17 protein-coding genes are annotated in these 15,042 nt (G+C 38.5%); all 17 read right to left on the reverse strand.

What is annotated here, in order from left to right; translation table 11 throughout:
* Window positions 1-2 precede the first annotated feature (2 nt).
* The 17 genes from ACWPV5_RS08980 to infB all read right to left on the reverse strand — a co-directional run bounded on the left by ACWPV5_RS08980 (window position 3) and on the right by infB (window position 15,032).
* On the reverse strand, window positions 3-1,244 hold the full coding sequence (locus tag ACWPV5_RS08980) for a hypothetical protein (RefSeq protein WP_454383490.1): 1,242 nt from the start codon (window positions 1,242-1,244) through the stop codon (window positions 3-5).
* 301 nt (window positions 1,245-1,545) lie between these two features.
* Window positions 1,546-2,778 carry a beta-carotene 15,15'-monooxygenase gene (locus ACWPV5_RS08985; protein WP_454383738.1) on the reverse strand — a complete coding sequence of 411 codons (1,233 nt, stop codon included), beginning with the start codon at window positions 2,776-2,778 and terminating at the stop codon, window positions 1,546-1,548.
* Between the two features lie 5 nt (window positions 2,779-2,783).
* Window positions 2,784-3,167, reverse strand: a complete 384-nt coding sequence (locus tag ACWPV5_RS08990; RefSeq protein WP_454383492.1) for a hypothetical protein — start codon at window positions 3,165-3,167, stop codon at window positions 2,784-2,786.
* Window positions 3,168-3,455: 288 nt separating this feature from the next.
* Window positions 3,456-4,034, reverse strand: a complete 579-nt coding sequence (locus tag ACWPV5_RS08995) for an AAA family ATPase (RefSeq protein ID WP_454383494.1) — start codon at window positions 4,032-4,034, stop codon at window positions 3,456-3,458.
* Window positions 4,034-4,594 carry a GNAT family N-acetyltransferase gene (locus ACWPV5_RS09000; RefSeq protein WP_454383496.1) on the reverse strand — a complete coding sequence of 187 codons (561 nt, stop codon included), beginning with the start codon at window positions 4,592-4,594 and terminating at the stop codon, window positions 4,034-4,036. Before ACWPV5_RS09000 ends, ACWPV5_RS08995 begins: the two co-directional genes overlap by 1 nt.
* On the reverse strand, window positions 4,581-5,159 hold the full coding sequence (locus tag ACWPV5_RS09005; protein ID WP_000813805.1) for a flavin reductase family protein: 579 nt from the start codon (window positions 5,157-5,159) through the stop codon (window positions 4,581-4,583). Before ACWPV5_RS09005 ends, ACWPV5_RS09000 begins: the two co-directional genes overlap by 14 nt.
* Window positions 5,160-5,441: 282 nt before the next feature.
* Window positions 5,442-5,837 carry a helix-hairpin-helix domain-containing protein gene (locus ACWPV5_RS09010; RefSeq protein ID WP_000038635.1) on the reverse strand — a complete coding sequence of 132 codons (396 nt, stop codon included), beginning with the start codon at window positions 5,835-5,837 and terminating at the stop codon, window positions 5,442-5,444.
* 95 nt (window positions 5,838-5,932) lie between these two features.
* A complete protein-coding gene (locus ACWPV5_RS09015) occupies window positions 5,933-6,187 on the reverse strand; it encodes a DUF1912 family protein (RefSeq protein WP_000119707.1) in 255 nt (84 codons plus the stop codon).
* Window positions 6,188-6,196: 9 nt separating this feature from the next.
* A complete protein-coding gene (locus tag ACWPV5_RS09020) occupies window positions 6,197-7,531 on the reverse strand; it encodes a DUF438 domain-containing protein (RefSeq protein WP_454383499.1) in 1,335 nt (444 codons plus the stop codon).
* Window positions 7,531-7,764, reverse strand: a complete 234-nt coding sequence (locus tag ACWPV5_RS09025; protein ID WP_000368739.1) for a DUF1858 domain-containing protein — start codon at window positions 7,762-7,764, stop codon at window positions 7,531-7,533. Before ACWPV5_RS09025 ends, ACWPV5_RS09020 begins: the two co-directional genes overlap by 1 nt.
* 265 nt (window positions 7,765-8,029) lie before the next feature.
* Window positions 8,030-8,212, reverse strand: a complete 183-nt coding sequence (locus tag ACWPV5_RS09030) for a hypothetical protein (protein ID WP_261064608.1) — start codon at window positions 8,210-8,212, stop codon at window positions 8,030-8,032.
* Window position 8,213: 1 nt separating this feature from the next.
* Complete coding sequence (locus ACWPV5_RS09035) at window positions 8,214-8,993, reverse strand: hypothetical protein (RefSeq protein WP_454383502.1); 780 nt, start codon at window positions 8,991-8,993, stop codon at window positions 8,214-8,216.
* 261 nt (window positions 8,994-9,254) lie between these two features.
* Window positions 9,255-10,364 carry an SPFH domain-containing protein gene (locus ACWPV5_RS09040; protein ID WP_454383504.1) on the reverse strand — a complete coding sequence of 370 codons (1,110 nt, stop codon included), beginning with the start codon at window positions 10,362-10,364 and terminating at the stop codon, window positions 9,255-9,257.
* Window positions 10,365-10,376: 12 nt separating this feature from the next.
* On the reverse strand, window positions 10,377-10,934 hold the full coding sequence (locus ACWPV5_RS09045; protein WP_000386258.1) for a C1 domain-containing protein: 558 nt from the start codon (window positions 10,932-10,934) through the stop codon (window positions 10,377-10,379).
* A 20-nt stretch (window positions 10,935-10,954) separates the two neighbouring features.
* Window positions 10,955-11,458: a hypothetical protein gene (locus tag ACWPV5_RS09050; protein WP_454383506.1), complete on the reverse strand. Its 504-nt coding sequence runs from the start codon at window positions 11,456-11,458 to the stop codon at window positions 10,955-10,957.
* Between the two features lie 170 nt (window positions 11,459-11,628).
* Window positions 11,629-11,979: a 30S ribosome-binding factor RbfA gene (gene rbfA / locus ACWPV5_RS09055; protein WP_001273601.1), complete on the reverse strand. Its 351-nt coding sequence runs from the start codon at window positions 11,977-11,979 to the stop codon at window positions 11,629-11,631.
* 251 nt (window positions 11,980-12,230) lie between these two features.
* A complete protein-coding gene (infB, locus tag ACWPV5_RS09060) occupies window positions 12,231-15,032 on the reverse strand; it encodes a translation initiation factor IF-2 (RefSeq protein WP_023943371.1) in 2,802 nt (933 codons plus the stop codon).
* Between the last annotated feature and the right edge of the window lie 10 nt (window positions 15,033-15,042).

The following is a 15,042-nucleotide window of genomic DNA, read 5'->3' on the forward strand; positions in this document are numbered from 1 at the left end:
AATTACTTCTCTTTCTTAAACTTTATGCCGTTTTCTTTCAGCTTTTTAACGGTTACGGGACCAATTCCCTTCAAAGCGAGAACTTCTTTTTCAGTCCATTTTTTGAAATCTAAAGACGTACGAATCCCATTTTCAACAAAGATGTGAACAAGATCCATCCGAATCCCCTTCATTTTTTCCTCATTCATAAAGGAATGCCAATCGGATACCTCGGATAAATTTCTTATCATACTAGAATGATTCGAAAATACTGGTTTACGGCGGCATTTTTTGGCTTCGTTTGTTAAAAATTTCGTTAAAATAATATTTTCTAGTAAATAATCAAACAGAGGATACAAACTAGCTTGTAACGATTCAACTGAATTTGGACAATAGCATTCTTGGTCTTCTATATCTATAACTTTGAATTGCCAATCTTCCTCCATAAAGAATTCGACAGCTTCATCATTGATTTCCACTAATTTTGCAAATAGCTGACTTGCTTCTTCAATTTTTCCTTGAGAAAAAGCAGAGATGATGGCATGAATAAGAATGGTATCATCCCGTTTCCCTTTATTTAATTCTTCACGATAGAAGCGCTCAACCTTTAGTTCCTGACCAGTAATATGATACAAGGAAAGCATACAGAAGACAAAATTAGGAGGAAAACGGTCTGGTCGCTTACTCAAATATAGGTCAATCAATTCTATAGCCTTAGAATTGAAGTTCTCCATCATATAATACTCAATCAGAAACATCAGAGCAGACAGGATAGGGCGTGCTTCAAAATAATTCCAACTATTGTATCCATTCACTTTCCATTTTTCTAAAACTAGAATTTCAAAATCCAATACTTTTTTAAAGGTTGACAAATCAAAACTTTCAACCTCTGATAAGAACAAGTGAAAATTAGCCGCAAAATAATCTGGATTGATTTTTAAAACTTGTTTTAACAGTTTATTTCGCTTCTGTGTATTCGGAGTATGCATAGCTTCTCTAAATAAAGCATGATCCTGATTCCAATCAAAAGTCCCATTTTTCAGTTGGTAATTGATTAGCTGAACATCTGGATACTCTCCGTGTTCATCAGCATATTGCATCACTGCTGTATGTAGTTCATCGAAATTTTGAATGGTACGACGTTCTACAAAAGTTGGATTTTTGGCCATGATTTCTGTCCAAGCAGCCTCTTCTTCAGAAATAACCTTAATATCCAACTTCTGCTGGCGTTTTAATTCTTTTTTTCTATTTTTCTTTTTAGCCATCTATTTTCTCCTCTAATTCATCCTTCAATAGATCAAACTCTACCTCTGCTGTATTGGATATTCTTACAGCCTCGGATACAGGTTTTAATGGAGAATTCCAGTTTCTCTGTAGCTTGTTTACTTTGAAGGTTGAACCCCAGGTGTGATTAAGGTAGAGTTTTCTAGTTACGTTTGGTGGTGGAATCACGAACGAAAAAGGTTGAGACTTTTGAACTTCTTGAGTCTTGAGAACATCTTCATGAAGTTGTTTTGTTAACGACCAACCTAAACATAGGATGGAGTGTATTTAGGTGAAAGTTATTTAGACATTATTTTTTCTCCTTTTATGAATATTTCTTTTATATCTACGATTTATTAATATACTATGCATATTGTCACGATACACGTAATATCCATTATAGGTGTTTAAATAGAAATATTGTAATAACCAAATTATAATCTTCCCAATAACTAATGATAATATGAAACAAACGAAAATAATTATAGTTGAGGCAAATAATTCAGACATCCAATCAGCTTCGGGAGTTATAAATTCGACCAATTTCTTCTTAATCTTTAAACCCCAAATAATTTCGGTTAACTTTGGAATAATACTCAACATTAATAGAGTAAGAAAACCATATAGTTGAGTTCGATAGAGGTGTCTATCCATTTTCTCAGTTCTTATTGGTTTTTTCTTATATTTTTTTGTATCAAATTGAGAATTTATTTCTCCAATTAGACTAGGAATTAATATTGGCAAAAACCAGGTTAAAGCATTTATTAATTCATTTTCAACTTGATTAAATATTGCTAACAACAATATACAGATTGTTCCAGTTAGCCATGATGCTATTACTTCTTTGGTATCTTTTGCAACATGTCTAATTAGATTATGAATTCTCCACCAGAATATTAAATAAAGCGCAATAAATGAATTAAATATAAAAATGTCAGTTATTAAATCGGAATGAAAATCAATAGCTTTAGAAATAAAGTAATAAATATAGATATAATACCATAAAAACGAATTAATAAGCATCGTGGCATATACATTCCATAGTGTCTTTCCCTTGGAGATATCTATTTTATTAACTTTTTTAAATATCTTAATTGATATTATAGTTTTTATAACAGATAATACCAATGGTAATATTAAAAGTATTACAATGATAAGCCAGTTATTTATGTGATTTTTACTTATGCCATAATTAGTAAAAAAATATTGAGATAAGTTGATTAAAGTTGATTCAACTAGATTTAGGTTATAAAGAATGTAAGTCAAGATTCCGCAAAATATTCCATCCCATGCGTTCATAAAAGCTAAAGATTTAGTACTTTTAGTAAGAAAAACTCTAAACTTATTAAATCGATTTTTATAGTTAAACACATATATTAGTATCAAGGCAAATTGTAAAATTATAACTAATTTAAAATCGGTAAGACAGAATATAATTAGAGATATTATTGGAAAATACGTTAGCGCATACATAAGTATTTTCCAAGTTTGAGCAAAAAGATTCCTCAATCTATTGTCAGTATTAAAATAATACATTAATTTCAATCTTTGCCTCCTAAATCTAATCTAAAGGTTGGTAAATCAAAATCTTCAACCTCTGATAAGAATGGATGAAAATCAGCAGCAAAATAATCTGGATTGATTTTTAAAACTTGTTTTAACAGTTCATTTCGCTTCTGTGTATTTGGAGTATGCATAGCTTCTCTAAATAAAGCATGGTCCTGTTTCCAATCAAAAGTCCTATTTTTCAGTTGGTAATTGATTAGCTGAACATCTGGATACTCTCCGTGTTCATCAGCATATTGCATCACTGCTGTATGTAGTTCATCGAAATTTTGAATAGTCCGACGTTCTACAAAAGTTGGTTTTTTAGCCATTATTTCTGTCCAAGCAGCCTCTTCTTCAGAAATAACTTTGATATCCAACTTTTGCTGGCGTTTTAATTCTTTTTTCTATTTTTCTTTTTAGCCATCTATTTTCTCCTCTAATTCATCCTTCAATAGATTCGACTCAACTGACTTAGATATCCTTCGGGACTCAGCTACAGGCTTGAACGGGAATCTAAGCTTCTTTGTGATTCGTTTACTTTGAAGGTTGTACCCCAGGTGTGATTAAGGTAGAGTTTTCTAGTTACGTTTGGTGGTGGAATCACGAACGAAAAAGGTTGAGACTTTTGAACTTCTTGAGTCTTGAGAACGTCTTCATGAAGTTGTTTAGATATGTGTTTGTCCTTTCTCTATTTTGTTCATTTTATTTTGAATTTGCTTAGCAACTTCTTCTGCAGACAAATTCGTATTATTTATTTTAAAGTAGTGGTGCAACTCATTCGGTTGATGTTGGGAATTTAATTGAAGTGTTTCAGCAGTCTCTAAAATTTCTCTTTCAGATATCTCAATATGCCGTTTCAAGGGCTTGTGCTTCAACCGGTTCTCCGTTTGATTTCGGCGTAAACGCTCCTCAAGACTTGTTTCCAACTCAACAAAAAGAATCTCTTGATGAAAGTTATCCAATAAATCCTGAATTTGCTTTAAATACATCAGTTGGTACTGATTTGAAAAATCAATTACGTCTGTTAAAATTACTGATCGCTGATTTCTTGCACTTGCTCCAAGGAAAGAAAAGGTAATTCCACGAACAAATTCCCACATTTCCTCTGTAAAGTCCTGATAGATTTCTAATGCAAAATCGATGGCTTGATGGTTATAAAAGAGGGTAGCATCTGTCAGTCGAGATAACTCTTGACCAATCGTCATTTTCCCAGAAGCCGGAGCCCCAATGATGAAAAGATGCATCAAATCACCTCCCACTCACTCTTCAGCAAACCATATATCAGACTGTCACAGCGGTTTCCTTGAACATCCTTTCTGTCTCTTATTCGAGCTTCGAGGATAAATCCAAGCTTCTCTGCGACTCGTTGACTTTGGACATTATAATCAAAACAAGTTAGTTCAATCTTGTGAAGACCTAATTCTCTAAAAGCTAAGTCAAGCAAGGCACACGCTGCTTCTGGTACATAACCTCGACCCCAATAGTCTGGGTGTAAGGTATAGCCGATTTCCAGCACATCATCTTCATGGCGATGGTTGAAATCGACAGAGCCAACGATCTTATCCGTTCCTTTGACGACAATCCCGTAGCCTGCTGGGAGATTTCCCTTTTCATTGCGCTCGGGAAGGATATGTTCTAGGTAATAAACCTCATCTTCCAAGGTCTTGACGGGTAGAAAGCCTGCTGGGTAAGAGACTTCCGGACGACTAGCATAGGCAAAGATATCCTCAGCATCCGCTACAGTACGAACTCGTAAGACGAGTCGTTCGGTTTCTAATCGTTCTGGTAATTCAGCTCTTGACATCCTTCATCCTCACTTTCTTGATGAAGCTCCCCATAGGGTCAACACGGTTATCTAAATAGCGATAAACGCGCTGGTGACCGTCCCCCATAAAGTAAGTCGGTGAAAAACGGTCATTTTTAAAATGCCCTTTCTCATCCAAGAGTTCAGGATTAGCCAGTCGCTCGATAATCTTGGCAAAGATATGACAGATTCCATCCTCCTCGATAATTCTATCAACTTGACATTCTAACACGACTGGACAAATCTCTAAAATCGGTGCCTGAGTCCGTTCAGAAATCTCGTAGTCTAGCCCCAGGTGTTTCAATTTCTCTCTATGACTGATAAAACCAGCCTGCTCCATCTCGAGCATGAGATTTTCATCAGGGATATTCACGGTGAACTGTTGATAATGCTTAATCTGCTCAGCCGCATTTTCCTCAGCACCAACACCAATGACTAGCCAATCTCCCAAGCTATAAGAGGAGCTACAGGTCGTAATATTGTGTCCAAAATTCTGATCCTGATACCCCAAAATGAAGATAGGAAAACCATAATAGAGTTTACTTGTTTTAAAAGATTGCTTCATAACAACCCCCTTTGACTAAGACACAAAAGAAAAGCCCTGCCATCTACATGACAGGGACGAATGTGTTTATCCGCGGTACCACCCAATTTCGGGCAGTTGCCCGCAACTCTCGTCTTTAAAATAAAAAGACAATATTATTTCATTTTTCAGTCATTAGCAACCAGTTTTGACACATTTGTGGACTTCTCAGCGCCGCCACTTTCTGTAAAATGTAGGATTCAAAACACCTCTAATGGCTCTATTGTAGCAAGATTTTTTCGGAAATGCAAGGCACAAGAAAAATTACTTGAACTTGATGCCATTTTCCTTCAATTTCTTGATGGTAGCTGGGCCAATTCCTTTCAAGGCAAGGAGTTCTTTTTCAGTCCAATTTTTGAAATCTGAAGCAGACTTGATTCCTTCATCATAGAAAGTTTTGGCACGATCAAGTGGAAGTCCACCCAAGTTTGCTGCAAAATCTTCTACAGAATTGGCTACTTTTTGAGCTTGCTCTTTGGTAGCTTCTACTGCTTGTTCAACCTTTTTAGAAACAGCCTTACCAGCTTGGCTTGCTGACTGTTCTGCACGTTTTACGACTTTTTTTGTCTCTTCTACAACCTTAGTCACAGTACTTGAGAAAGCACCTGCACGACGGAGGCTATTTCGTAATTGTTTTTTACGATTGAGTTTCTTTGACATGATAAAATCCTTTCAATAAAAAACCCCTGCTCTGACAAGGATTTAATATAAATATTCTATCAAGATTTTAGTAAAAAATCAAGAATCTATCTCGTTTAATAATTTCGCTCACCAAACAAGCCTTCTGGCAAATCATGAAATCCCTTGCCTGCTTTGAAGTTTTCAAACTTACCAAGCAAGAACTGATAAGCATCCAAGCGACTTTCGTAGCGAATCATGGCATCTTTGGCACGCTCGTCTTGATCCTCTTCGTAGACTTTTTGGCTTTCCTTGTGTGCCATGTCATTGATCATAATCTGGGTATTGACCCAAGCTTCAAATTCCTTCATAAATTCTTGTTCGTAACTCATTTTTTCTCCTTATTCTAATCCACGGAAATAGTCCGTGTCAATCTCTCGGTAGGGTTGGATATCCTGAACATACTCCAGCACTCCTTGGAATTCTCCATCTTCATCATGGACTGCAGCGTATGTGATGTGGACAAACTTACCTCGCGACTCAGACTTGAACCACATTTCATACTTGTCCTTAACTCCTTCACGAAGCCCCTTCATGATGGTCTTTACCTTGTCCAAATACTTAGGCGGATGGCAAAGTTCAACATTACGCCCGACTTGGGACGGCGTCCGTTTGAAAATCATCTCATCAGCTGGCGTATTGTCATTGTAATACTGGAAAATGTCTTCTTTATTGACAAAAGTAATCTCCATAGGGAGGTGATTGAGGATGAGATTAGCCTGCTCGACCGAGAGATAGCCATTCCCAAAAGCCTGTTGACTATGGCGGTCCAGCACTGCTTCTTTTTCCTTAGGGGTAAAGGTAATGGTGAACTGTCCTTCAGGCGTATCGATAACCTGCTGAACTTGACCTTCTGCCGTGTCTAGTTGTACTGTCTCCTCTACACTCTTTTCCTCAACAAAACTCTGGCGTTCTGGCACCCATTTCTCAGACGGACGGATGATGGCATAGCCATAGGCGTCACTCTCCTCCGCAATCTGAAGCCAGTCATCCTGAGTAAAGGACTCAAGGAGAATCATGAGAAGGATGGACTCTTCCTTGAAAATCATACTTTCAAACTCTGTCGCAAAGGATTCAAAATCTTCTTTTACAGTGGAAATCGGCACTTCAGGTAGTGACTTGACCGTCGCTAAAGCTGTTTGAAAGAGTTCCCTAATCTGGTCATCCACTCCCCACATGACCTTAGGAGGGGAATCGTGTCCATAGCGCTCCATGATGGGGAAGAAGAGCTCTTCCTTACGCTGGTAGTGGAGGTCAAATTGCCCCACAAGTCCCATCTGACGCACCAAACCCTTGCGCATCTCCGCAAGCATTTCCTCATCTTCCATAGACTCATAGGTATCTAACAATCTCCGAATGCGAATCAAGGCCGCACGGAGGGCCAGATTTTCTTCTTTGAAGACCCGAACCGGGTGACCTGGATGCTCGGTATCCTCTACTTCGACACCTTTAATAGCATTTTTAAAAAGATTGGCATGGACATCACAGAGTTCCATAACATCTTCAAAGGTGACACCTGAGTCTGAGTTCATCAGCTCGTGCTCCATGAGGGAAATCTCTATAGCTGAGACACCCGCAAAGGTCGCATCAAAACGCTCCTGAACCGACTCAGGAGAGGCACCATTGTGCAATTCTAACAAAATATCCCGCAGGACATGAATTCGTTCATCTGCCATTAGTCTAACCCAATCACTTCATAGCCGTTTGCTTCCAGTGTGCGGACAATCTTGTCCATAGGAGTTCCTTCCAGCTTAGAACCCTGTTTGAGTGATACTTTACGACCAACTGTATTGCGCATCAAGGGATTAGCAAGGGGTTTAAAACCAAGCTCCACTAGGATTTCCAAGACTTCTGGATGCTTGTCCACCACTTCTGCAACGGGAATTGACACATCGATGATATTGTCCATGACGACCTCCATTGTATGTTCTAAAATGATTTTACTGCTTATATTATACCATATGGAAAGAGATTAAAAAACTAGCAGTACAAGACTTACTAGTTCTCTGAGACTTGGATTACCATCTAAATAAGTTTAAAGAACAAATCCAATATTTTAAATAATAGCTTGTAAAACAGCAATTGGACTGCAAAAGAGATGATCATCCACAGGAATTTCATAATTCCAATAATCGGTTTGATAAAAAGAATAGCAAGAAGACCCAAAAAAAATTTCATTCTCTCTCCTCTGGCTTGATGAGCCACCGAGCCGTATCCATTAACTTGTCTGCAATAAAAAGTTTACCTAGACCGACAACAACATTGTCATCTTTCTTTATCGTTTTCATTACTTTTACACCTTGCACGGTCAAAAAATAATTTCCATAGATTTTAGCAAAAACTTTGATAGGATTCATCTCACTCACCCTCGATTATTTCAGCCTCTTTTCGGATTGTTTCAACATCTTCTTGATATTGAACTTCACTATAATTGACTAGTTTGGATAATTCTTTCTGCAAGCTTTCACCCATTGGTTTCATAGTTGCAAAGGTTAAACCACCTGAAATGATACCACCCAAGATAGGAATGAATTTTCCCATTCCTTTGGCCAGCCCTCCCTTGGTAAGATTCACACCAAATATTCTTAAGACTTTTTTCAAAATAGGGTACCAAAGCGTCTTTGTTAAAGCTTTATTAGGTACTGTTTTCATTACCTGTTTGGCAATTGTTATACCACCTGCACGTAGCAAGGCAGCGGTTCCATTCACCCCCAACATGACACCTAGATAAAGCAAGAGGGTATTTTGAGCATCTTCACTCAACTCATCGCGTGAAGCCCAAAGATCTTCATAACCATAAATATAACCTAATTCTTGAGCCAATTTCAGAGAGAAACCATAAAATTGAGCTACATCCGCTGGTATGGTAATTGCCATGGCAAGTCCACCTGGTAATCCTGCCAAAACAGAGGTTCCACTCGCCAATAAAACATTATCCCTAATGCAGGCATTAGCCACTCGATCTAAGATTTCTTGAGATAAGAGAGACGTTGGACCTTGTTCCAATAAGGTAGGAATGTCCTGTGGATCCAATTCTTTGGAAAACTTATCCACTAAAAATTTCGAACGTTCAACCTTAACAACAGGTAGTTTCACCACTTGTTGCAATACTTGCATAGCCAACTCTTGTTCAGCCATATACAAACTCCTTTTACTTCTGTAAGTTATATTCTATGATAGCATACTCTTTTAAAGTATGTTTCAAATCCCCCTCAAAAATTTTCAAAAAATCCTTAGCAACTTATTTGTTAAAGATTTTTAATAGTCTTTGTAGAGACAGCTAGAATATTCAACTCCTACCTTTACAACATGATATTCTATCTGTGAACGATAGTCTATTATTGTTTCACCTAAAATGTTCCTTGAATACACACTAACTATGAGCTTTCGAGCTTCATCTTATAAATCCATAATTTCTTTTTTCTTTCGATCAAATTCTTCCTGGGATAATATCCCTGCATCTAAAAGAGATTTTAGTTTTGTAAGTGCTTCGATTTGTTCATCTAATGATAAACTTGCTTTCATGGCTTTTTCATCTAAACTTTGAGCCATATTCATTCCAAATATCATTCCAGCACTATCACCTAGACCATGTTGCTCCACTCCTGATGCAATTTTTTGTTGTGCTGCAATATTAGAAGATTTCTGCGATACATCATCATAAGCTTTTAAATTCATCTTATTTGATGAAAATTGTTTAACCAATTCCTTAGATTCTGGTGAGAACTCAATATTAGCAATGGCAACTTTCACAATCTCAAATCCAAAACGTTCTTTCCAAGTCCCTGCATACTGTCCATCATTCGATACTTGGGTTGCAAGAACTGAAGCTTGTGAGGGTAATTGTGAAATACGATAAGTTGTTGACAAGGAATTAAGTGCAACAATAAAAGATTGAAGAAATTCTGTTACTATTTGTGATCTAGCTTGAGCGCTATCAAAGGTATAATAAGTCACATTGGCAGGAAGAAAGTTTTTGATAAATTGCTTAGCATCTGTAATTTGGATAGAAAATGTTCCAAAAGCACGTACTTCTAAATCTGTCCCATAAAACAAATCATTATACATGACTGGACCGCGAGTCCCAAATTTAATATCACGAATTTCTCTCAAATTAACAAAACAAATCTGTTTTTGCTGATCACTTTGACCACCGAATCCAACACGATTAACAACATTGTCAAACAGTGACTTTTTCAATCCATCACCGTTAAAAACACTGCTCTCACCATTTTGGTATTCATATCCACCTGGTTCTGTAATAATTTCCTCGATACCCGACTGACTAAAGATAAAGGCAGCAGTATTTTCTGGAATAAAAATCTTGGATCCGTTGGAAATAACACCTACAGATCCCTTCGTATTGACACCCCTACCATTATTACTTTCTTGAACAATACCTGGACTTACAGCTGTATGTTCATCAAAAGCTTGAACTGTGATAATTTCTTTCCACTGATCTGCAAATGTCCCACCAATAGAATCTGTGATTGCTTTTATCAACCCCATTTAATTGCCCCCTTATAAACTCTGCTCCATATCACAATAGGCACATCTCACTGTTTGCTTCACTTGACCTGATAAAGGTGCTCCACAAAAGCTACACTTGGTTGAAATCTTTTCTGGCTCTGCATCCTTAATCCCGAGCCCTGCTTTAAAAGTGTCAAATGTATCCTTAAATGTTTCTGCCAAAACATCTGCTCCAAATAAGCTGCTATCTCCCAAGGTTTCAAAATTACTCGTATCACCTGAAATCAATTTAATAATGTTTCTAGCCCACTTGTCAGTATCCTTAGTATTATTAAATGCAAAGATAGCTTGTCCGCCATTATAATAAATTTCCAGCCGTTTCACACCATTGGTTTTGGTTACTGAAACTTGAGGTTTCCCTTCAAAAATTTTAATCTGGTTAATGGGTATGGTAACTTGGTCTTTTTTCCCTCCCCACAAACCTTTTTTGATATATATTAAGTGTAGATTCGTTAAAATTAATTCATCTGTAGACAAACCATTTTTCCCAAAACTCACATGGTCACTATTCATAACCATATATTCATGTGGCAATAATTGATAATCCATATTGAACTCCACTCTTCCTATTAAAGACTAGCTTTCCACTGCTCCACTTGTTCATGTAGATTATCACGATAATCTTTTAGAGCCTTAATAACCTCTTCTTTCCCTTGAATCGGTGCTTTCTTTAGCGGGCCATATTGTTTTTTCAAATCTTCCATTTCTTTTTTAGTGCTATCTTTTAGTTCTTGGATAGCAGCGCTATCTTCTAAAACAGTTCCTTTAAAGGCTTCGTCTGCTTCTGTATAGTAATTATCGATTATTTTCTCATTCATAATCAAGTAATCTTCATAGGTTTTTATAGACTCAATTGTCGCATCGCTAACATCTTGTGGGTTAAAATCGCTTGAACTGAGTTTTTCTTTTGCTTTAGCAAACAATCCTTTCTTTTCAGAACTACTAGATGAAGTTTCTGTTTGATTCTCACTAGAAGAGCTACTTGTTTTTTCAGAAAGAGAACTACAAGCAACTAGAGTAGAGACGGAAAGACATAGCAAAGCTAAACGACAAACTTTTTTTATATTATTCATTGATAGAATCTCCTTTTATTTATGAAATCATCATATCATATTTCCTAAAAAAAAAAAGCATTTTCTAATTAGATAACATTAAAAAATACAGAATCCCTTTTTTAAAAGAATATTTTTCCATTTCAAATTCCACCTATTTTCCCCACAAAAAAAGAGGGGTACCCCTCTTCTTAGTTCTTATCCAGATTGCGTAGCATTTCATCAATCTTGTTTCCATACTCGATGGACTCGTCTTTGACAAAGGTCAAATCTGGGATTTTGTATAATTTCAAATTGCGACCAAGCTCACGTTTGATAGTACCAGTTGCTTTTTCAAGCCCGATTTGGGCTTTTTGATTATCCGAAGCAAGGTTACTCAAAATGGTGTAATAAACCTTGGCAACAGACAAGTCACCCAGCATCTGAACATCTGTGATGGTCACACCTTGGACACGCGGATCACGGACTTTCTTTTGCAAAATCTCATTGACTTCACGCTTGATTTCCATGCCCACACGATCCGTACGGAAATGATTTGCCATGATATTCCTTTCTCTACTTTGAACCAAAAGCTAGGCCAGCAGACCTAGCTATTTTTAAACTTATTGATTTTCATTTCAAATTGGAACGAAGTTCAATTTGAAATCATCTGCTTCTTTCGCCGTGGTGAAAGTGATGGAACTGATTTATCAGTCCCATCACAGGGGATTTTTGAGACCCTAGGCTCAAAAATAAGCAATGAAACCATCGGTTTGCTTGCGTCCCTCACCACCTAAGAAAGGAGCAAAAAATCTTATCGTTTGATTTCTTCCATGACATAGGCCTCAATCACATCATCCATCTTGATATCATTGTAACCGTCAATCATCAATCCACCTTCACGACCGTTTGTAACTTCTTTGACGTCGTCTTTGTAGTGTTTCAAGCTTGCAAGTTCACCGTCATAGATAACGACACCGTCACGGATAACACGGACTTTAGAGTCACGGGTAACCTTACCGTTGATAACCATGAATCCACCGATAGTTCCCACTTTAGACACCTTGAAGGTTTCACGGATAACTGCTTCACCGATAACTTTTTCTTCAAATTCTGGATCAAGCATCCCTTTCATGGCTTCTTCCATCTCTTCGATAACCTTGTAGATAATGCTGTGAAGACGGATTTCCACATCGTCAGCTTCTGCTTGTTGACGAGCTTGTGGTGTAGGGCGTACGTTGAAACCAACGATGAAAGCATTTGAAGCTTCGGCAAGGGTCACGTCAGATTCATTGATAGCACCGACCGCTGAGTGAACGATGGTAACTTTAACACCTTCCACATCGATCTTCTGAAGTGAGGCAGAAAGGGCTTCAACAGAACCTTGTACGTCTGCCTTAATGATAACGTTAACAGATTTGAGTTCACCAGCTTTAAGCGTATCAAAGAGGTTTTCAAGGCTGACACGTTGGGTAGCTTGACGTTGTTTCATAAGGGCACGTTTGGCACGTTCTTCACCTGCTGCACGCGCAGATTTTTCATCTTCGTAAACGGCAAAGTGGTCACCTGCCATTGGCGCTTCGTTCAAACCTGTGATTGACACTGGTGTTGATGGTCCAGCAACTTTAACACGACGACCAAGGTCGTTGGTCATAGCACGGACACGACCGAAGGTATTTCCAACAACGATTGGGTCTTGAACATTCAATGTACCTTGTTGAACAAGAAGGGTTGCGACCGCACCTTTTCCTTTATCCAAGCGAGCTTCGATAACCGTACCGATCGCACGAACTGTTGGGTCTGCTTTGAGTTCTTGGATTTCAGCCACAAGAAGGACTGTTTCCAACAATTCTTCTATGTTTTGGTTGAATTTAGCTGAGATTTCAACAAATTCAGAATCTCCACCCCAAGCAGTTGACATAACACCATGCTCTGCCAATTCACCGATAACTCGTTCTGGGTTAGCACCTGGTTTATCAATCTTGTTGATGGCTACGATGATTGGAACGTTGGCCGCTTTTGAGTGGTTAATGGCTTCGATAGTCTGAGGCATAACCCCGTCATCTGCCGCTACGACCAAGATAGTAATATCGGTAACAGAAGCACCACGCGCACGCATAGATGTAAAGGCCGCGTGTCCTGGTGTATCAAGGAAGGTAATCTTCTTGCCATTTTCCACGATTTGGTAGGCACCGATATGCTGAGTGATACCACCCGCTTCACCTGTCGCAACACGAGAGTTACGAAGGGTATCTAGGAGCGTTGTTTTACCGTGGTCAACGTGTCCCATGATAGTTACAACTGGTGGACGCTCAACCAATTCATCTTCATTGAGATAACCATCTTCGACAAAGAAACGTTCGATGTCGGCATTATCCACTTCAACTTTTTGTTTGGCTTCGATACCATAATCCACCATGAGGAGTTCAATTGTTTCCCCATCCAAGGATTGGTTTTGTGTGGCCATGACACCCATCATGAAAAGTTTCTTAACGATTTCAGCTGGTTCACGTTTGATACGTTTTGCGATTTCCGCAACGGTCATACCATCTGTATATTCAAATTCTGTTGGCAATTCATGGAATTTACGCTCTGTAACAGGTTTTGGAGCCTGATTGCGGTTGTTCTTGTTATTGCCTTTTTTGTTCTTTTTGTTGTTATTCCAGTTACTATTCTTTTGATTTCTCACTTGATTTTGACTACTTCGATTCTTTTGTTGTTTTCTAGGACCATCTTCTTCGTGATCATAATCGTCACGATTTTTGTCTGGTCGAGCTTGTTTTTTACGACGTGTATCCACTGCAGGTTCTGTTTTCTCAGGGACGACTTCAACCACTGCTTGAACTTGCTGTGCTTGTTGCGCTTGTTCAGCTAACTTAGCCACTTCTTCAAAGATTTCCTCTGGCTCCTTGCGTTTGTTTGCTTGGGCCAAGGCTTCTTTGGCAGCCTGAGTCTGTTTGAAACGTTCCTCACTTGAACGTGCGTACTCTGCATTTTGTTCTGCTTTTAGGGCTGCTGCACGGGCTTTAAAGTCAATACGTGGAGCCGATTGATTTGGACGTTTGTCCTCTTGTTGACGGCGATCGTTTCCACGATTTTGCTGGCCTTGCTGTTTCTTAGCTTGGTCATTAAAGCGACGATTGTCGCGATTACCTTGACCTTGTTTTCCACCATTACGGCCGTCGTTTTTCTGACGGTTTCCGTTTTGTTGTTGGTCACGGTTATTGCCTTTATTTTGCTTGCGTCGTTCTGCCTGCTCTTTGGCACGGGCTTCACGCTCAGCCTTAAAATTACGACTTTGCGGTTTAGCTACTACTTTTTCTGCCTTCGGAGCAACTGGCTCAGCCGTTTTTGCCTCTTCCTTAGCTACAGCTGATTTAGCTGGCTCAGATTTTTCGGCTTTCTTTTCTGCACTTGCTTTTGGTGCTGCAGGTTTTGCTTCTTCTTTCGGAGCAGCTGCAGGCTTAAAGCTGGCAGCGATTTTTGCAGCGACAGCTTCTTCCACACTTGATGAGTGGCTTTTCACATCCAAGCCCAACTCTTTTGCACGCGCTACAACTTCTTTACTTTCTTTTCCAAGTTCTTTTGCGATTTCGTACAATCTTTTCTTAGACAAATCATGTCCT

This window comes from Streptococcus sp. Marseille-Q7156 (genome assembly GCF_965119495.1).